General features: G+C 58.4%; 22 protein-coding genes. 3 read left to right on the top strand and 19 right to left on the bottom strand.

The window, feature by feature from the left end:
* Window positions 1-21: 21 nt before the first annotated feature.
* Together msrA and J2S31_RS00440 are read left to right on the top strand one after the other, a co-directional pair.
* Window positions 22-519, top strand: coding sequence for a peptide-methionine (S)-S-oxide reductase MsrA (gene msrA / locus J2S31_RS00445; protein WP_237097070.1), 498 nt, complete (start codon window positions 22-24; stop codon window positions 517-519).
* Between the two features lie 23 nt (window positions 520-542).
* Complete coding sequence (locus tag J2S31_RS00440) at window positions 543-728, top strand: hypothetical protein (RefSeq protein WP_237097069.1); 186 nt, start codon at window positions 543-545, stop codon at window positions 726-728.
* 217 nt (window positions 729-945) lie between these two features.
* On the opposite strand, the gene J2S31_RS00435 is transcribed toward J2S31_RS00440, so the two are convergent.
* Complete coding sequence (locus J2S31_RS00435) at window positions 946-1,743, bottom strand: c-type cytochrome biogenesis protein CcmI/CycH (protein ID WP_237097068.1); 798 nt, start codon at window positions 1,741-1,743, stop codon at window positions 946-948.
* Window positions 1,744-1,919: 176 nt separating this feature from the next.
* On the opposite strand from J2S31_RS00435, the gene J2S31_RS00430 reads away from it, so the two are divergent.
* Complete coding sequence (locus J2S31_RS00430; protein WP_237097067.1) at window positions 1,920-2,180, top strand: hypothetical protein; 261 nt, start codon at window positions 1,920-1,922, stop codon at window positions 2,178-2,180.
* Window positions 2,181-2,414: 234 nt separating this feature from the next.
* Here the strand turns inward: J2S31_RS00430 and J2S31_RS00425 are convergent, their stop codons facing one another.
* The 18 genes from J2S31_RS00425 to J2S31_RS00340 all read right to left on the bottom strand — a co-directional run bounded on the left by J2S31_RS00425 (window position 2,415) and on the right by J2S31_RS00340 (window position 18,470).
* Window positions 2,415-3,323, bottom strand: a complete 909-nt coding sequence (locus tag J2S31_RS00425) for an ATP-binding protein (protein WP_237097066.1) — start codon at window positions 3,321-3,323, stop codon at window positions 2,415-2,417.
* Window positions 3,320-3,592: a hypothetical protein gene (locus tag J2S31_RS00420; protein ID WP_237097065.1), complete on the bottom strand. Its 273-nt coding sequence runs from the start codon at window positions 3,590-3,592 to the stop codon at window positions 3,320-3,322. The genes J2S31_RS00425 and J2S31_RS00420 overlap by 4 nt, the downstream gene beginning before the upstream one ends.
* A 68-nt stretch (window positions 3,593-3,660) precedes the next feature.
* Window positions 3,661-4,374, bottom strand: a complete 714-nt coding sequence (locus J2S31_RS00415; protein ID WP_237097064.1) for a flagellar hook-basal body protein — start codon at window positions 4,372-4,374, stop codon at window positions 3,661-3,663.
* Window positions 4,375-4,416: 42 nt separating this feature from the next.
* Entirely contained in the window at window positions 4,417-4,962 is a 546-nt protein-coding gene (locus J2S31_RS00410; protein WP_237097063.1) for a GNAT family N-acetyltransferase, read from the bottom strand.
* On the bottom strand, window positions 4,959-6,164 hold the full coding sequence (locus J2S31_RS00405; protein ID WP_237097062.1) for a DUF484 family protein: 1,206 nt from the start codon (window positions 6,162-6,164) through the stop codon (window positions 4,959-4,961). The genes J2S31_RS00410 and J2S31_RS00405 overlap by 4 nt, the downstream gene beginning before the upstream one ends.
* A gap of 319 nt (window positions 6,165-6,483) precedes the next feature.
* A complete protein-coding gene (locus J2S31_RS00400; RefSeq protein WP_237097061.1) occupies window positions 6,484-6,705 on the bottom strand; it encodes a lipoprotein in 222 nt (73 codons plus the stop codon).
* A gap of 8 nt (window positions 6,706-6,713) precedes the next feature.
* Window positions 6,714-8,093: an argininosuccinate lyase gene (gene argH / locus J2S31_RS00395; protein ID WP_371831624.1), complete on the bottom strand. Its 1,380-nt coding sequence runs from the start codon at window positions 8,091-8,093 to the stop codon at window positions 6,714-6,716.
* Between the two features lie 227 nt (window positions 8,094-8,320).
* On the bottom strand, window positions 8,321-9,448 hold the full coding sequence (locus J2S31_RS00390; protein WP_237097059.1) for a L,D-transpeptidase: 1,128 nt from the start codon (window positions 9,446-9,448) through the stop codon (window positions 8,321-8,323).
* A 187-nt stretch (window positions 9,449-9,635) separates the two neighbouring features.
* On the bottom strand, window positions 9,636-10,934 hold the full coding sequence (locus tag J2S31_RS00385) for a ParA family protein (RefSeq protein ID WP_237097058.1): 1,299 nt from the start codon (window positions 10,932-10,934) through the stop codon (window positions 9,636-9,638).
* Between the two features lie 46 nt (window positions 10,935-10,980).
* Window positions 10,981-11,706, bottom strand: a complete 726-nt coding sequence (rsmI, locus tag J2S31_RS00380) for a 16S rRNA (cytidine(1402)-2'-O)-methyltransferase (RefSeq protein WP_237097057.1) — start codon at window positions 11,704-11,706, stop codon at window positions 10,981-10,983.
* 136 nt (window positions 11,707-11,842) lie between these two features.
* Entirely contained in the window at window positions 11,843-12,253 is a 411-nt protein-coding gene (locus tag J2S31_RS00375) for a bactofilin family protein (RefSeq protein WP_237097056.1), read from the bottom strand.
* A 59-nt stretch (window positions 12,254-12,312) separates the two neighbouring features.
* The gene (locus J2S31_RS00370; RefSeq protein ID WP_237097055.1) at window positions 12,313-13,170 is read right to left on the bottom strand and encodes a ParB/RepB/Spo0J family partition protein; all 858 of its coding nucleotides are present in this window, start codon (window positions 13,168-13,170) and stop codon (window positions 12,313-12,315) included.
* Window positions 13,167-13,967 (bottom strand): ParA family protein, encoded by an 801-nt coding sequence (locus tag J2S31_RS00365; protein ID WP_237097054.1) that lies wholly within the window; start codon window positions 13,965-13,967, stop codon window positions 13,167-13,169. The genes J2S31_RS00370 and J2S31_RS00365 overlap by 4 nt, the downstream gene beginning before the upstream one ends.
* Before the next feature lie 308 nt (window positions 13,968-14,275).
* Window positions 14,276-14,923: a 16S rRNA (guanine(527)-N(7))-methyltransferase RsmG gene (rsmG, locus tag J2S31_RS00360; protein ID WP_237097053.1), complete on the bottom strand. Its 648-nt coding sequence runs from the start codon at window positions 14,921-14,923 to the stop codon at window positions 14,276-14,278.
* 7 nt (window positions 14,924-14,930) lie between these two features.
* Window positions 14,931-15,926 (bottom strand): electron transfer flavoprotein subunit alpha/FixB family protein, encoded by a 996-nt coding sequence (locus tag J2S31_RS00355; RefSeq protein ID WP_237097052.1) that lies wholly within the window; start codon window positions 15,924-15,926, stop codon window positions 14,931-14,933.
* Between the two features lie 202 nt (window positions 15,927-16,128).
* Window positions 16,129-16,557, bottom strand: coding sequence for an OsmC family protein (locus J2S31_RS00350; protein ID WP_272908454.1), 429 nt, complete (start codon window positions 16,555-16,557; stop codon window positions 16,129-16,131).
* Between the two features lie 165 nt (window positions 16,558-16,722).
* Window positions 16,723-17,364 carry a response regulator gene (locus J2S31_RS00345; protein ID WP_237097050.1) on the bottom strand — a complete coding sequence of 214 codons (642 nt, stop codon included), beginning with the start codon at window positions 17,362-17,364 and terminating at the stop codon, window positions 16,723-16,725.
* Window positions 17,361-18,470, bottom strand: a complete 1,110-nt coding sequence (locus J2S31_RS00340) for a saccharopine dehydrogenase family protein (protein WP_237097049.1) — start codon at window positions 18,468-18,470, stop codon at window positions 17,361-17,363. The genes J2S31_RS00345 and J2S31_RS00340 overlap by 4 nt, the downstream gene beginning before the upstream one ends.
* Window positions 18,471-18,560: the final 90 nt, after the last annotated feature.

Below are 18,560 nucleotides of genomic sequence, written 5' to 3'. Positions count from 1 at the left end.
GCAACAAGGAGACCGCAGGCAGTGACCCAAAATACCGAACAAGCCACCTTTGGCGCTGGATGCTTCTGGCACGTGGAACACGCGTTCCGCCAGGTGCGCGGCGTCACCCACACCTCCGTCGGCTACAGCGGCGGTCACGTGCCAAACCCCAACTACCGCATGGTGTGCACCGGCGAGACGGGGCACGCCGAAGTCGTGCGCGTGCATTACGATCCGAACGTGGTCTCTTACGAGGAACTGCTGAACGTGTTCTGGCAGGAGCACGATCCCACATCGCTCAACCGGCAGGGACCGGACGTCGGCACGCAGTACCGCTCCGCCATCTTTTACCACTCACCCGAGCAGGAGAGGATCGCGCACGAGACGGTGGACCGGCTCAACCAGTCGGGCAAGTACAGCGCGCCCATCGTGACGGAGATCGCCGAGGCGGGGCCGTATTACCTCGCCGAAGACTACCATCAGCAGTACTTCGACAAGCGCCGCCGCTTCATGGGCGCCAACCGGGAGCAGGGATTTTAATTTCAGTTTCGCGGGAGGTTGTCATGCAGGAAGAACGCAACGAATCCACGCCGAACCGGCGCACGGTCCATTACCTGAGCAAGACGCAGATCAAAAAGGAATGGGCGAAGCTCGACCTCCACGACCTGGAAAACCCGCCGCCCAACGAGGAAACCCTCACCCTCAACGAACTCTACGAAGACGACCTGTTCGGCCTCGGCAACGAATAGGCCGCAAGCGCGGCCAGGCAACGTCGCCAGCTCTTTTGCACAATGGTCCGCCCGATTTGCGGGCGAACGATGCTCCTCTGCGAGGAGAAGCAACGTCGCCAACTCCTGTAAGTAAGGGCCTGCTCGAAATGCATAGGCGAACGATGATCAGTACGCCCTTTTAAAAATCCACCCCATTGCCTCCGGACGCAGTCCGGTTCGCCGCCCGCCTGGCGGGCTAGCCGCCGACAATCGTTTCCATCACCACATTGATATTGGTGTCGCCGGCGTTGGCGTCGATCTGGCCTTCCATGTCGCCGGGGGTCGATTTCAGATTGCCGTCGTTGTCCAGCCGGAACAGCAGGGTGACGGCGCCGTCGAACTCCGTATCCGGCAACATGGCGTCCGCCTGGCCGATGCGGAATTCATACGGAAACTGCGCGCCGATGACACGCTTCACCGCCAAAGGCGCTCCCCCCGTCACTCCATGCGGCCGCGCCAGGATGAACAACACCGGTGTTTCCGGCAGGCGTTTCTGCAACTCCGGAGTCAAGGACAACGTCCCCGTGATCTCCTTGCCGCCGCGCACCTGCTCACCCAGCACGATGTGCGCCTGCTTGTTGCCCGGCTCCACATCGATGCGCCCTTCGAGATCGCCGGGCCGCGCCTTGGGGTCGCCGTCCAGGTCCAGCCGCGCCGACACGGTGAGCGGTCCGTCAAAACTGGTCCCCTGCATCATCACGTCCGCCGGCCCCAGCGAGTATTCCATGGGAAAGTTGAACAGGTTGATCTTTTTCACCGCCAGGGGAGGGCCACCCTCCACTCCACGCGGCCGGGCATAAAGGAAGACCACCGCCGACGGCGTCACCATCGGGGTCTGACCCTCACCCAGGGTGATCGTCCCTTCCACCGCCTTGGCCTGAAGTGCCGGATCGTTCTTTTTTTCCAGTTTTTCCACCATGGCGGGCGGCACCTTGTGCTCTTTCAGCTCCCGCTCGCAGGCGTTCAGCACCAAGGCTGTGGAAAAAAGCCCCATTATGAGCAAAAATTTGAAAACGACTCTCAAAGTATATAAATTATTTGACATAGGATGAATCCTGACAAGGTTCTTTGCATCACAATACCAGAGGATACAAATAAATTCATTATTTAGCACTTGTGGGTGTAATTGCGAACCCCTTTCAATCTGGGGAGGTAGGACGGTTTCTTAAATTGAACGCGCCTTACCGAGACGGTCTTGAGCAGGAGTTCCGGACCCCAAAAAGAGGAGGGATCCGTATGTTCTATCCGGTTAAAGTTCTCGACGAAAACGGCAACGTCAAAAAAGTACTGTCTCCTAAAAAATTAAGCAAAGAATATTGGGGCAAGGTATTTGACGACAAGAACCGTGCGCCCAAGGGCAAAAAAGGCAAACGCCCCGCGGTCAAAAACGATCCGCTACAGGAACCAGACGAATACGCATTGGAGGATTGATCCGGGTTCACTTGCCTGAACCGGGGGATCCATCCTCTACCAACCAACCTCCTAAGGGTTGGTGATTCTTCCGCGATGTAAGGGGAAGGGCCGGATGCTGACCGCATCCGGCCCTTCTTCTTTGCAGGAAGCACCAGGTGGGTAATGCGTTCCTCGCTGTCGATGGTCCGTGGGTCCAATTTAGGATTCACCCTGTTGCCCGCAGGTGCAATCCGCCTTCTTTCTACTACTTTTTTATTTCCCCGCACCCGGTGAGCGGGGTGCGGATTTCCCCGCCATGGCGCGTCGGTAGTCCTCGCCTTCCATTTTAACGAACCGGCACATCTCCGCCAGCCGCGAAAAGATGCGGTCGCCCACCTTGTCCTCCAGCGTCTCCTCCCCCGCCCAGCTTCTCGATGTATCACTGCGGGAAAACTCCACATGCGTGTCTTTCGATTTCCTTTTGCGGTCGGGTTCCGAAACTTCATCGGTGTAATTGGTGGTGAAGATGGTCACCTTGTCGGCGGCGTTGTAACGGTTGGAGATGATCTGGTCGAGCATCGTCAACTCCCATTCCGTATTGCGTCCCTTCGCCAGCTCATCGATCACCAGAACCGGCGCGTGCACGAAAGGATTGATGATCGCCTGCTCGGAGAGGTCCTGCGAATAGCCGTGGCGGATGTCGGACAGCAGTTGAAAGAAATCGATGAATTTGCCGTACACGCCTTTCTCCAACAACAGCGCTTTCAGAATGCTCACCGCCAGATGCGTTTTGCCCACGCCCGGCGTGCCCATGAACAGCAGACCGCACTGCGGTTTCTGATCGAAGTCCTTCACGAAGTCACGTGCGATCCTGAGCGCCAGCTTGTTGGTCTGCGAGCCGATGGGATGATAGGTGTCGAACTGGGTTTCGAGATACTTGCCCGGCAGGTTGGCGTCATTGAACCGATTGAGACGTTTCTGCAACCCGGCGCATTCGCATTCCTGAAGAAACGACACCCCGGTTTCGTCTTCGGCAAACACGTGGCCGCGTCCGTGGCAAACCTCACACTGGAAACATTCGCACACTGCCGCACTCAGGCGGCCGTCCCGGTTGCTCAACACATAATGGTTGCCGCGGCAGGCTTTGCAGACTTTGGCGGACGTGGTGCGGGGGCGGGTCATCGCGCCGCCTTTCCCAGCTCGTCTTCCACCTGTTCACGCATGGCGGTGAGCGACACACGCGGCGACGCCGACCGCGACTGCTGGGTGGCCGTGCGGTACGCCGTTTCGATGGCGCGGCACAACGCTTCCACCGGCACCCGGCGGGTTTCCCACTGCGTGATCAGGTCGTAGTCGCTGGCGGAAAGCGACAGGCCCGATCCCTTGAGCGTCAGAAAAAACTGTTCGACGTGGGTCAGGTAATTGATGTTGTCCCGTTCCAGGAGACTCATGCGAACGTGAGGCGAAAGGATGAATGGAGTGAAGTGTTACCGAATGGTACTGCCTGGCCGGATGCTTTTCAAGCCGTAATGTCGAGAAGCGTGCCGGCCATGTCGTCGGCGGCGCGAATGGCGCTGGCGTTGGCGCGAAACTGGTTGGACGCGAGAATCTGTTGCACAATCTCTTCCGTAATGTCCACGTTCGACAACTCAAGGCTTCCCGATTGCAGGGTGCCGAGCGAGTTGGTGCCGGGACTGCCGATGATGGGTTGTCCCGATGAACCGCTGACGGTGAACAGGCCGTTGCCTATAGAGTTCAGTCCGGCGGGATTCTGGAATCCGGCGAGTTGCAGTTGACCCAGCGTTTGCGTCTGGCCGTTGACCAGCGCGGAGACACTCCCGTCGGAACCGATGCTCACCACCTGCGCGTTGCCGGGAATGGTGATTTCAGGAATCAGGGGATTGCCGTCGGCGGTGACAAGCCGGCCGGAGCCGTCGATCTTGAGCGCGCCCAGGCGGGTGAAGCCGGTACCGCCGCCACTAAGTGCGACCTGCAAAAAACCATTGCCCTGCACCGCCACGTCCAGCGGGTTGTTGGTCGGGACGAGCGGACCCTGCAAACTGGTGCGTGCAACGCCGGAGACCCGCACACCGCCGGACGCATTGTCCGCGAGGGTCACGTGACTGCTTTTGAATCCGGGGGTCTGTACGTTGGCGAGGTTGTTGGCGCTGGCCTGCAATTTGCGGCTGGCCGCATTGAGTCCGGAAAGCGAGGAAAACAAGGAATTGATCATGCGTCACCTCCCTGATGGCCCCGGTGGGGGCCGCCGCCCTGTTTACGCCGCCGCCGGCTGCTCCATGCCGGTGACCGGCTCCGCAAGCACAGCAGGCTCAGTGATCGGTTCGAGCACGGGTTCGACCACCGGTGCAAACACCAGCGGCCGGATCATAGCGGTTTCGTCGCACCGTTCCTGCTTCGGGCACACCTTGCAGTCTCTCCAGATTTTTTCCGGCAGGCGGTTTTTGTCGATCACCTCGAACCCAAAGCGTTTGAACAGCGGCACAGCATAGGTGAGCACGAACACGTGCGAATACCCGGCGTGGATGGCGTCTTCAATGCCGCCTTCAATCAGGCGGCTGGCAATGCCCGTGCGCGCGTGGTCGCGGTGCACGGCGAGTGAGCGGATTTCCACCAGACCTTCGGCGCCGTAACTGAGCGCGAGCACACCCCGCACCTGTCCGTCCTGCCGGTACACGCGGAACTGCGGCAGGTTTTGAATCACATCGCCCAGCGTACGCGGCAACATGATGCCCGACTGCGCGTAGTCGTTGATCAAATTCAGAATGTCTTCGGCGTCGCCGGGTTGTGCGTGTGTGATCATGCTGTCAGGAATTCGCTGTTCTCTTCGGGACCAATGCCGTCCATCACCGACAACGCGTAATCGAAATCGTCGTAATTGACGATCTCGCTGTCGGGGTACGATACGATCCGCAGGTTGATTTTTAGAAATGCGTCGGCCGGACCGGGGTTGAGCACCTCTTCCACGTCCGACTTCAGCCGGTTGGCCATTTGACAGGCGGCGTCGCCGCAAATTCCGGGGAGAAGCACCATGAAATCACCTTCGTTGACCCGGAACAGCAGGTCGCCATCGCGTGAATTTTGCTGGAGAATGCGGCCGATCTCGACGAGAATTTGATACCTGTCTATATCACAAGTATTCATGAGATCATCCCAATAGTCAATCTGCAATTTGACACAGGAAAGGCTCTTTTCGTAACGCCTTGCGCGGTCGAACTCGCGCTTCACCGCGGTGTTCAGGTACGACTCGTTGTACAGTCCGGTGACCGGATCCAACAACGATTGATTTTTCATTCCTTCCATCAAAAGTACGTTGTCGATGGCAATGCCCAGCTTCTCCGCGGTGCGCTCCAGGTAGTCGGTGCGCAGGCCCTCGTGAAACTGCGCCGGGTCGACGCTTCCCAGACACAGCGCACCGGCCATCTTGCCGTGCAGGGGAATGGGGATCAGCACTTCGGAGCGGATGGGGCCGGAGTCGGTTTCGGAGAACAGGTCCGATCCCGCTTCCAGATTGTTGCGCATGACCGGGCCCCAGCCATCCTGGAACCAGTCGAGCAGGGTGTCCTGGTCGATCAGGCGCAGGCTTTCGACGCCGTCGCGCGTCGAGCTTTGCGGCAGGTTGGAGGCGATGAAGTGATCGGCGCCGTCCACCAGGCAGATCATCACGCCGTGGATGCCGAAGCGCTTGATGATCTCGCTCCGGATCTCGCTCGCCATCTGAATGAAGTTGTGGCTGTACAGGCAGATGCGCTCGATCTCGAACAGGTGCTCAAGGATGCGCTCGTTGCACTCCGCCACTTCCATGAACCACTCCAACTGACCCTTGATGTGTTCCTTGTCCTGCTGAACGCGGCGCAGGATGCGGTCGGCGATGCTGAGCGTCTTGAGCGGCTGTACGGGCAAGTCGCTTTCCTCGATGGTTTTGATCCGGGTCAACAGCTCCGGGTAATCGTTGAAAAACTCCGGGTGTTCGTTCAAATACAAAGCCACTTCGTCGTTGTTCATTCTCGCATCCTTCCCACTACCGGTGAATAATTCAGGTGCAGAAAACCAGGTTTTCCTATGCCTATCCGGGCTAATTAAAAAGTCATTGAAATTTCAACACTTATAAAAGAGGCGTTTCGAGGCCTGTTTATAAGCTATTGATTCTTATGAAGTTGATTAGGTAAGCATTATAACCGAAATCCGTTTAGCTGTCTCCATAAAAATGCAACCATCTGATTGATTTTTTGGAGGTTATGAGAGAGGGGCGCGGATTGCGGAAAAGAGGCGGTTTTTAACGGACCGCTGAACAAAGGGGGAGGTTCAGGCGGCGCGGGTTCTATCAAGGGTAGGGCGGCACGGCGGGCGGTTGCTCGCTGTCCTTCTGTTCCGGCGTCGGTGCCGGTTCGGGCGGAGGCTGGCTTTCGGGGGCCTCGGTCTCGACCACGGGTTGTTTGAGCGGCGGGAGCGGCGGCCCTTTGCGTCCGCAGGCGGAAAACACCATCCCCGCCAGCAACAGGATCAACAGGAACCGGCACCCGATTCCTTTTTGGGTGATGCGCATGACGTTCCCTACTTCCATTCCTGAGTCACACGTTTCAGTTGCTCACGCACCTGGTTGCGCGCCGTGCCGCCATAGACGTTCTTGCGGTCCACCGCGCCTTCGATCGAAACGTAATCGAAAATGTCTTTTTTGAATTTGGGCGAGAACGATTGGAATTCGTCGAGCGACAGGTCGCTCAGCCCCTTCTTGTGTTTCAGACAATAGGCCACCGCCTTGCCGGTCACTTCGTGCGCGTCACGGAACGGCATGCCTTTCAACACCAGGTAATCGGCGATCTCCGTCGCCGTCAGAAACCCGCTGGCTTCCAGCGTGGCGATGGACGGGGCGGTGAACTGCGCCGACTTCATCATGCCGTCGAACACGTCGAGTGCGGTCCCTACGGTATCGATCGCATCGAACAGCGGTTCCTTGTCTTCCTGCATGTCCTTGTTGTAGGCCAGCGGCTGGCCCTTGAGCAGAGTCAACAGATTCATCAAATGACCGTACACCCGTCCCGTCTTTCCGCGCACCAGCTCCGCCGCGTCCGGGTTCTTCTTCTGCGGCATGATGCTACTGCCGGTGGTGAACGCGTCGGAGAGTTCCACCAGCTTCCACTCACTGCTCGCCCACAGGATGATCTCTTCGCACAGGCGGCTCAAGTGCGCCATCAATAACGACGCGGCGGCGAGGAACTCGACCACGTGATCGCGGTCGCTCACCGCATCCATGCTGTTGTGCGTGACCGCCGGGAACTTTAAAAGCCGCGCCGTGTAATGGCGGTCGAGGGGATAACCCGATCCCGCCAGCGCCGCCGATCCCAGCGGCATCACGTTCACCCGCTTGAGCACGTCTTGCAAGCGGGCGCGGTCGCGCGCGAACATCTCGACATAGGCGAGCAGGTGATGCGCCAGCGACACCGGTTGCGCGCGTTGCAGGTGCGTGTAGCCGGGGATGATCGTGTTGACGTGTTTCTTTGCCTGTGCGATCAGCGTCCGGCCGAGCCGTTTCAATGACTGCTCGATGTGCTGGATTTCGTCGCGCATGTACAGGCGCAGGTCGAGCGCCACCTGGTCGTTCCTGCTTCGTCCCGTGTGCAGTTTGCCGCCGGCGGCACCGATCTTTTCGATCAGCCGCTTTTCGATGTTCATGTGCACGTCTTCGAGTTCCTGCTTGAAGACGAACTGGCCGCTCTCGATTTCTTTCAGTATCGCCTGCAGGCCGCCGATGATTTTTTTCGATTCCGCAGACGTCACCAGCTTCGCTTTCTGCAGGGTTTTGCAATGGGCGATGGAGCCTTGAATGTCGTAGGCGTAGAGCCGCCGGTCGAACGACACCGATTGCGAGAACCGGATCATGAGGTCGTCGGTCGCCTGCTCGAATCTGCCACTCCACGGTTTTTTCATTTGCACGGCCCGAATAATAAGAAATGAAACAATAAGTTAAGGCGAGATTGTACTGCCTGCCGCCCACCGGGGCAAATAAAATCGGGTCTCGACCACAGGAAATTGGCGGGCGAACGTCCGTCAATCCCTCCTTGTAAAAGAGGACCGAACGACACACGACCATCGTTCAGTCATATGACCTTATCAAGTGATCCACAAAAGTGTTGGCTCTGTTCCCTCCGGCCGTGGGCCGGTCAGGCGGACTTGCTCCACTTTTCTTCGTGGACGATGTGGACGGGGGTGCCTTTGGGCAGGACGTGGGCGAGGAAGTCGAGGTTCCATTCCTGGATGTTGGGACAGCCCGCACTGCCGCCGCGGTGGTCGTAATTCTTTTTGAAGAACTCGTTGGTGCGCGCCACGTTCACACCATGAATGCCGTAACTGCCGGGCACCGGCTTGCCCAGCCGCTTCATGCCCAGCCACCAGTGGCCGATCTCATGATCCGGGTCGCCGAACGGGATGGCGCGCACGATGGTCTTGCCGTTCACGTCTTCCTTCTTGTACCACGTCGGTTTGAACAGCTTGTTCTCGATCTCGTACTCGCCGACCGGCGTCTCTTCATCCTTGCGGCCGAAGATGGCGGGGATCTCCAGAATCTCCTCGTCGTTGTAAAAAATCTTCAGCATGCCGGTCTCCAGAATGCCGAGGATGTACCAGCTCTCCGCCTTGGTGGAATACCTTGCGATGCGTTTGCCATCGAACAGCAACTCGGTGGTGCCATTCTTCTTCACGTACTTGGTGCGCGGGTCGTCGTAAATGCGTTTGACGATCACCTGCAGATTCTGCGGCACCTTGTTGTTCTGGATCATCTGGTCGATCATCTGCACCAGTTCCTGGTTTTTCTTTTTGGTCACCACCAGGTCGCGCTCCAGTTTATCGAGCTCGCCCTTGATCTTCTTCACCTCCTGCGGCGAAGCCATGCCGAGTTGGCCCAGCCGTTCGTAGATCATGTAATCGACGCGCTTCTGCGTGGCGGCGTCGAGCACCAGCGCATAGACGAACCACAGGCCGAGCACGGTGACGGCGAGAGCGGAACCCGACCACGCCAGCGCCCGGCGGGTGCGCGAAGACAGGCGGTAGCGGGTGACTTCGCTCCGCACCTGGTTTTCCTTTTTCTCCAGCGCCTGGAACCGGGCGTCCTGGAACTTGTCGTGCAGGCGGCGTTCGAGGTCGGACAGGCGCGGCGCGTTGGCCGACAGCTTGGCGCGGATGGCGTCCAGGTTCTCACGCGTTTTGCGATCGTAACTGCCGAACGGATCTTTATTGGCGATCAGGTTGTATTCGGCGATCGTCAGGATTTTTAATTTGGATGTCTGCGCCATTGTGGTGTCTATTTAATATTAGAGGAAATGTTCATCATTCCCCCTCATCCTAACCTTCTCCCACCAGGGGAGAAGGTACATTAAAAGCTCCCTCTCCCTCGATGGGAGCACTCACGGAGTGACGGGCTGGGGTGAGGGTGGCTTTCCTCAATCTTTTAATACCAAAAACTAATCGCTACTCTACCGCTCATCCGCCAAACACGCGGAAGCGGGAGTTGGTTTTGTATTTCTCCAGATAGCTCAGTATAACGCGGTCGTCCTCGTCCAGCGCCGGGCAATTTTGCATGTTCGACGACAGGCCGCGGGCGATCTGGTCCATGCGGCCCGCCAGCGCCGAGTCCATGGTGTAAAACAGCGAGCCGCGATTGTTGGTGATGTTCACCACCTTATTCTGCGGTACCATTCCCAGGATGTGAATCCGCTTTTTGTACTGATGGTACTTGTCCAGCGTGTCGAGGTACTGGCGCAGGCGGTCGAGCGCCGGCGGCACTTCCTTCAAATCCTCGAGGCGGTTGAACACGAGACCGAGTTGTTTGTTCTTCATCGACTCATACACCGCCGCCTTGCCGTCCTTCGCCTGCACGCGCTCGATGTAGGCCTTTTCGATGCCCGTCAATTGACCGCGCGCGTAGTCGGCGTTGAAGTCTTCGTAATAGTCGATGAACGTGTGCAGCGCGTCGATGCTTCCATTGATGGCAAGCGTGTTGCTGAGGTCGAAGACGAACGCCACCTGGTCGATCTGGCAGATGAGCGATGAGACATGATTGACCCCGCCCGCCGGAGTGTCGAGAATCGTATGCTCGAAGCGGTCGAACACGCCGCGCAGAAAGTCGAGAAACAGCAGAAGAAATTCCGGCTGGTTGATGCGCTTTCTGTGCTCACGCTTGCCGAGGATCGGCACCTCGCCGCCAATCAGCGAGAATCCGTACTCCTCGATGTGGTTGATGTAGTCTTCGGGATCGGGGCGCGACCCGGCGTCCGCCTTCATCATGATGGCGCGCAGTCGGTCGAGCGGGATGGCATGGACGAGGTCCGCCACCTCGCGCAGTTGCGCCGGGGTTTGCACCTCGCCACGGCGCAGAAACAATTCGTGCAGAGTGTCGGCAAATTCGAATCCGCCGAAATGAAACAGCTCGGTCTTGAGCGTCTGGTAGCGGCTGTACTGTTTTTGCAGTTGCGGGTCGGTCGCCTCGATGGTGCCTTCGGTGTACCTGCGGAAGGTGGACAGCATCTGGTACACGGCGCGGAGGAAATCGACCTGATACGTTTTGTTGGCCAAGGCTTCGAACAGGTCGTAGAAACTGCGCGCCGGGTGGCTGTCCAGCAGGCTGGCGATGGTGGGCAGGCGCAGGTCGAGATCGACGAGGCAGATGGGCCGGTTCGACTGCGTCGATTCCAAAACCCGCGTCAACGCGGCGGCGGTGTTGATCGCCAGCGTCGTCTTGCCGATGCCCCCTTTCGGGCCGATGAACGAAATGATGGACATGAAATGCGGAGACTCCAGTTTGACAAAACTGCTTTATCGAACTTTTCTAAAATCTTTCCTCTTCCCCTTCTTCCACTTTTTTCCCGCCGCGGCCGGTGCCGGCGATCACCAGCGTGACCTCGCCTTTCCATTTTTTACCACGATGCGCCGCCACCAGTTCCTGCAAAGACCCGCGCAGAATTTCCTCGTGCAGTTTGGTCAGCTCGCGGGCAATCACCGCCGGCCGGTCGCCGAACGCCTCCAGCAGTTCACCCAGCGTTTTCTCCAGGCGATTGGGCGACTCGAACAGCACCACCGCTCCCGGCAGTTGCGCCAGCGACTCAATCGTCGCCTTCCGCCGTTTCTTGCGCGGCAGAAACCCGGCGAAGGAAAATCGATCGATGGGCAAACCCGACACCGTGAGCGCCGCCATCACGGACGACGGTCCGGGTATCGACACCACATGGAGGCCCGCCTCCAAAGCCTGCCCAACGAGATAGAACAAGGGATCTGAAATGCCGGGCGTGCCGGCGTCGGAGATGAGCGCAACGTCCTCCCCCGCTTGCATGGCTTTTATAAACTGGGGCGCTTTTTTGATCTGGTTGTAACTGTTGAAACTGGAGAGGGGCGTGGCGATCTGGTAATGGTCGAGCAGGATGCGCGATCGGCGGGTGTCCTCGGCGGCGATGAGTTTCACCGCGCGCAGAGTCTCGACCGCGCGATAGGTGATATCGCCCAGGTTGCCGATTGGCGTGCTGACTATATATAAGGAACCGTCCTCGTGGCTGGCCATACCCCGCATTGTACGGCCACACCCGCACAATCTCAATAACTAACTGGATTTCAACGGGTTAAGGAGGCGCTGATGAGGAACGATCCGGGCGCGGGCGGTGTGGATGCGGCGGGGTCCCCGGAAAAAGGAGGCGCGGTCAGTTTTTGTTGTCGGTGCCGGTTTTTTCAGCCGAGTCATCCTTCACCAGGGGCACCACCTTTTTTTCGCTGACTCCCATCTTGCAGTTGCCGTCGAAGATGGCGCCGACTTCAATGAAGATCGAGGGCGTGTCGATGTTGCCGACCATCTCGCTTTTGGCGTGGATCTCAACGCGCTGGCTGGCTTTGATGGTGCCGTAGATCTTGCCCTTGCAGATGACGGTGCCCGCAGTGATGTCCGCTTTCACGATGCCCTTTTCGCCGACGATCAGCGTGTCCTGCGTCTGCACTTCGCCTTCCAGTTGACCGTCCATGCGTACGGTGCCGGTGAAGCTGAGGGTTCCTTTGAAATGCGTCTCCTCGCCCATGTAGGCCTTGATGTCCTTGTTGGTTTCCACTGGCTTCGCCATGCCTCCTCCGCTAGATACTGGTTTTGAATCGAATATTCCCATAATCGTATGTCTTTCAATTACTTGATTATCATATCATGAATACGTTGTAAATCATCATTGTTGTAATACTGGATGACTACCTGGCCACCCTTCTTGCCCGCCTTCACATGCACCCTGGTGCCCAGCTTGCGCTCGAACTGCTTTTCGAGGTCTTTTATAAATATGTCTTTTTGGGCGCTTTTTTTAGTAGCGGCGGCGGGCTCCTGATTGAGCCGCTGGCCCAGCCGTTCCAACTGGCGCACGGTCATGCCCTTCCTCACCACCTGCTGGCGGGCGTCTTCGCGGTCGCGCTCGCTGCCGATGGCGAGTAGCGCCCGGGCGTGGCCCATGCTCAACCGCTCAGCAATGAGATCGTCCTTGATCGCTTTCGACAGTTTCAGCAGGCGCAACGTGTTGGCCACGGTTACGCGGCTCTTGCCGACCTTCTGCGCCACCTCGTCCTGGGTCAGGCCGTAGTCCTGGATCAACCGCTGGTAGGCCTCGGCTTCCTCAATGGGGTTCAGGTCCTGGCGGTGAATGTTTTCGATGAGCGCGATCTGGAGTGACTCGGTGTCGTTCACTTCGCGGATGACAACGGGGATGCCTTTCTTTCCGGCCAACTGGCTGGCGCGCCAGCGGCGTTCGCCACAGATCAATTGGTAGCCTTCGCCCTGCTTTTGTACGACGATGGGCTGGATGACGCCGTTCTGCTTGATCGATTCCACCAGCTCGTTCAGTTTTTCGTCGTTGAACTCCTTGCGCGGCTGGTTGGTGTTGGGCACGATCTGTTCCAGCGGCACCTCCTGGACATCGGCGGTCGATACCGCCGACCCGGTTCCTGCCGGTGCATCGCCGAACAGCGCGTCGATGCCTTTGCCCAAAGCTTTGCGGCTCATGGCGTCACCTCACTCATATTGGAAGATGGGTTGCCCCGCCGGGTGCGGGCGATGATTTCTTTCGCCAACTCCACATACGCATCCGCGCCTTTCGAGCGGCTGTCGTACAGCACCACAGGCTGACCGTGGCTCGGCGCTTCGCTCAACCGCACATTGCGCGGGATGACGGTGTTCAGCAGAAAATCCTTGAAGTATTTTTTCACCTGGTCCTGCACCTGCCGGGTGAGGCTGGTGCGGGCGTCGTACATGGTGAGCAGGATGCCCTCAATGCGCAGGTCCGGGTTGAGCGCCTGCTTGACGCGTTTCAGTGTTTTCATCAAATGGCTCAATCCCTGAAGCGCATAATACTCGCACTGCATCGGTACCAGAACCGAGTGGCACCCGGTGAGCGCATTCAAAGTAAGCAGGCCGAGCGACGGCGGGCAGTCGATGACCAGGTAATCGAAACGGTCAAGAGCAGGCTGGATCGCCTGCTTGAGGCGCGATTCCCGATGCTCCACGCCAACCAGTTCCACTTCCGCTCCAGCGAGATCCACCGTGGCGGGGACGATTTTGAGGGTATCGATCTCCGTGTCGTGGACCACGTCGTCCAGGTTGGCCGAACCCATCAGCAGGTCGTAGATGCCGCCGTTTCCGTTGGGCGTGACACCGAGGCCGCTGGTGGCGTTGCTCTGCGGATCGATGTCCACAAGCAGGACTTTTTTGCCTGCGAGGGCGATGCAGGCGGCCAGATTCACGGCGGTGGTGGTCTTGCCGACGCCGCCTTTCTGGTTGGCGATGCTGATGATTGAAGCCATAGGATAGCCTCCAAGGTGAGATTGGAATCAATGTAGCATGGATTTTTAGGCCTCGCCAATTGAAAAACCCGGCCAGTTGGCTTGTGACGCGATTTCAACCGGTTCCATCACCGGGCCAATTCCTCTCTCTTGGCCCCCCATATCCCACATGGGGGCTGAGCCCCATTCTACGTTCCGCGCTTCGGATTTCCCTTTAATTCACTCATATCCCCTCCGGTCGTGGCCCGGTGTTCCACGTGAAACATGGGAGGGAAATGAGGTTTAACATAATGATTTATTGGGTTTTTACGGCTTTGAGCAGGGAAATTTCAGGCCTGGAGGCGGAATACGAGGAGCCGTGATTCTTTGCCGTCGTGACCGAATATGGGAATGGCGCGATCCAAAACGAAGGGATCGTTAGCCGGGACCTCGGCCTCCCCTTCTTCCAGTCCCTTTTTGACCACCACCCGCCCGCCGGGTTTCAAAAACGGCCGGGCCCATGCAAGGCATTGGACGGTGGACCCCACGGCGCGGTAGGTGACGCAATCGAAGGACCCCGCCAGAGCCGGGTCGGCCGCTGCTTCTTCCGCCCGGGCGTTCACCACCTGGAAATCCTGAAAACGAAGTTCCGCGCCCACGGCATGCAGAAACCCGGTTTTTTTGCGCTGGCTCTCAAGCAGGGTGAGCGGCAGGCCGGGAAACAGGATTTTGAGCGGGATGGCGGGAAACCCGCCGCCGGAGCCAATGTCCAGGGTTTTCTCGCTGGGAGTCATGGCGCGGGCGTATTGCAGGGAGTCGAATACATGCTGGCGCAGCACCTCCACCGCATCTTTTTCCGAGGTAAGCTGGATTTTCGGATTCCATTTCTCCCACAGGCGAAGGAATCGGGACAGGGATTGAGCGACACCGGCGGGGTCGGCGAGCTCCGGCAGTTGCAGGTTGGGGTGACGCAGGAGGTCGGCGATCAGTGCGTCCACGGCGGGATCACTTATGCAGGACTTTTTTGAACTCCGCCGTCATGACGGGGAGGATTTCCAACACGTCGCCCACGATGCCGTAATCGGCGACGTCGAAAATCGGCGCGTTGGGATCCTTGTTGATGGCGACGATGCACCGCGAGGAGGACATCCCCGCCAGATGCTGCACCGCACCGGAGATGCCGCAGGCGATGTAAAGGTCGGGGGAAACCGTCCGGCCCGTCTGCCCGACCTGGTTGGAGTACTCGCGCCAGCCGTTGTCCACCACCGGCCGGCTCGCGCCCACCGCCGCGCCCAGCACTTCGGCCAGCTCTTCCAGCAAAGAAAAGTTTTCCGGCTTCTGCATGCCCATGCCGCCGGAGACGATGATGCGCGCTTCGGTGATGTCCAGTTTGCGTCCGGCGGCTTGCACCACCTCTTTCACTTTCAGGCGCAGGCCGTTGCCCGCAATCTCGGCGGTGACCGGCTCCACCGGCACGGTTTTGCCCGCAGGGGTTTCGCCGGAGCGGAACACGTTGGGCCGGAGCGTGAGAATACAAGGCCGGGTGTCGCCGAACTGGAAGGTGATGTGTGCTTTGCCCGCATACACCGGGCGGCGGGCCTTGAGCACGCCACCTTCGACGTCGAGGGCGATGCAGTCGGTGGCCAGCCCCACCCCCAGTTTGGCCGCCAATGCCGGGGCCAGTTCCTTGCCGTGGTTGGTCGCACCCATCATCACCACCTCCGGGTTCTGCGCCTGGATCTGCGGGGCAAGCGCCTCGATCAAGGCCAGGCTGTTGAACGCCTCCAGTGCCGCATGCTGAATGTGAAGGACGCGCGAGGCGCCATTGGTGGCGACCGCCTCCGGCACTGCCACACCCGGAGCCGTGCAGACCACGGCGGTCACCGCCGCACCCAGTTCACCTGCCAGCGTTGTGCCGGCATGAAGCGCTTCCAGGCTGACCGGCTTCACCGCACCCGCCAGCACTTCCACCAGAACCCAGATCTGTTTGCCATCGCTCATGGACACCTTCTATCGCTAAATTGAACTTGCCATCCGGCTCGCCTTCGCCGGGCTCATTGTAAACCGGAACCGCACCCGCCCGGGCAAATTTTTAAAACGCCCGTTTAGGCATTACTAATTCCAGGGGGGCACCCGCGGCGCACCAAAAATAAAAACCCCGGGAACTTTCGTTTCCGGGGTTTTTTTGGAGCTGAAAAAAACGTTACTTCTTGAGAGTGGCCTGAAGGGTGATCTCCGGACCCGCCAGCGCCTTGGATACCGGGCAACCCACCTTGGCGGCTTCCGCGAGTTCCTGGAACTTGGCGTCGTCGATGTCCGGAATGGTGGCTTCCATAACGAGATCGATCTTGGTGATGCCAAAGCCTCCCTCAACCTGGTTCAGATGAACCGTCGCCGTGGTGGCCACGGACTCGGGCGTGAAACCGCTTTTGCCCAGGGTGGCGGAAAACGCCATGGAGTAACAGCCCGCATGCGCGGCGGCGATCAATTCCTCCGGGTTGGTGCCGTCTCCCGACTCAAACCGGGAAGGAAACGAAAAAGGACCCTCGTAGGCACCGCTACCGAGTTTCATGGTTCCTTTTCCCTCTTTCAGACTTCCGTTCCAGCGTGCAGATGATTTTCTTTCAGGCATGACTCTCCTCTCCAAAATAAATAAAAATTAGTGGGAGTATATAAAGATTGGAATACGATGGGTTGACCTGTCCAAGGTTATATTTTTAGAGGAAGAAACGGGCAAAAAGATTTATTTTGGGGTGATTTTTTTGTCAGCTTTCAGGCAGGGTTACATTTTTCGGGATCAGGGAATCTGCAGGACCTCTTTCATCGTTTTCATAAACTCCAGTTTGGTATAGGGTTTGGTCAGAATCCCGTCGCACCCCGCCTGACGGATGGCTTCCAGATCGGAATCCCGGCACATGCCGGTGAGCGCGATGATGCGCGACGGCAGGCGTTTCTGGTCGGTTTCCAGCTGGCGAATGGCGCGGGTGGCGGCCAGCCCATCCATTTTGGGCATGCGCATGTCCATGAAAACGAAGGGAAAGGACTGCCTTTGAAACTTGTCCATCACTTCCTGGCCGTTGCTTGCAAACTCCACCATGCACGGAAACGCATTCATGTAATACTTGATCAGCACCTGCTGTTCCGGTGAGTCCTCGGCGAACAGCACGCGGGTGGATTGAAGCGGCACCGGCCCGCCTCCCATGGGGTTCGTCCGGTCCCGCAGAGCCGCGCGCCCGGGGTTGTCCAGGATCTCCCGGGAAAAATCCGATTCCAACACGAACCCGTCCGGCTCGCCCGCAGGCAGAATGGAGTGGGCCTCCGGCATTTCAGGCGCGGCCTTCTCGAAAATCGCCATCACCGTCTCCTTTGGACCACAAATCGTCTTGGAAATCATGATCTCTACCGGGGTCGGCCGCATCCAGCCATTGGATTTTCTCATGCTTCGAACTCGGGAAAATCGGTTCCGGACCGGGACCCCTTCTCATCGTACATTGCGCCGTTTTTGGTTTTGAAAAACAAATCCAGCGGGATGGTTTCCTGTTTTAAAAATCCGCTTTGCGGCAGGTCGCCCTGGGATACCAGTTCGACCACCGCGCACACCGAGGCGGCGGTGGTCCAGGAAATAGCGCGCCAGTGACTGCCCGCGATTTTTCTCGGATAGTAACTGCGCACAAACTCCGTTCGCCCCAGCTTTTGGTTGCGCCAGCCTTCTACCGCCGCATACACGAACACCACGTCGTCGTTGACCGGCGGCTTGGCGTGGACCAGAATTTCCCCGGCCATCTTACGATCGTTGCGCAGATGCAGTTCGTTGAAGAAAAACCGCATCAGCTTGTTGTGGCCGGGATAGCGGATGGTTTTGTAGTTCAACCGCTCCACTTTTCCATCGTAAGTCTCGCACATGGTACCGAGGCCGCCGGAGGTGGAAAAGGCCTCCAGTTGCACGCCGTCGATCACCACCGTCTCCAGGTTTTCCATGGCCGGCACCTGCGCGCGTTGTCCGTCCTGAATGACATCGCAATCATTGAGGTACTCGTTGACCACACCTTCCGGCGACCAGTTGAAGGCGTAACCCAGAAGACCGCTGGGATTCTGCGGCAGAGCCCCCACGCGCAACTCGATGCTCCGCAGTTGCTTGAAGGTCTTGGCCAGCTCCGCCCCGACGATGCTGATGTATCCCGGGGCCAGCCCACACTGCGGGGCCAGAACTCCTTTACCCTTTCGGGCCATGGTGCGGATCGCCGCGGTGGTCGCCACATCTTCGGTCAGATCGAAATAATGCAATCCCCCGGCGTGCGCACACTCCGCCACCAGCGCATTCAAATGATACGGCAGACACGATACAACCGCGTCGTGGCCGCGCATCTGTTTCTGCAACGTCGCCCGCCGCGTGGCGTTGGTCTGCCGCACCGCGAACGGCAGATCTTCATGGGATTCACTATCGAGGCCCGTCACGTTGAATCCCGACTCGTGAAGCAAAATGCCCACCAGCCGACCCACTTTGCCCAGTCCGATTACCAGAACCGATTCAATCTTCTTCGACATATCCTCGACCCGAATTCAAGCGAAACCCTCATCCAACCCTATCCAAATATTGTATGATTTATCATAAATAAATGTCTGAAAATTCACCGC

The sequence above is a fragment of the Nitrospina gracilis Nb-211 genome (assembly GCF_021845525.1).
In the GTDB taxonomy this organism is placed as follows: Bacteria; Nitrospinota; Nitrospinia; order Nitrospinales; family Nitrospinaceae; genus Nitrospina; species Nitrospina gracilis_A.
The sequence above is the reverse complement of the archived record's forward strand: the minus strand, read 5'-3'. Positions and strand labels throughout refer to the sequence as shown.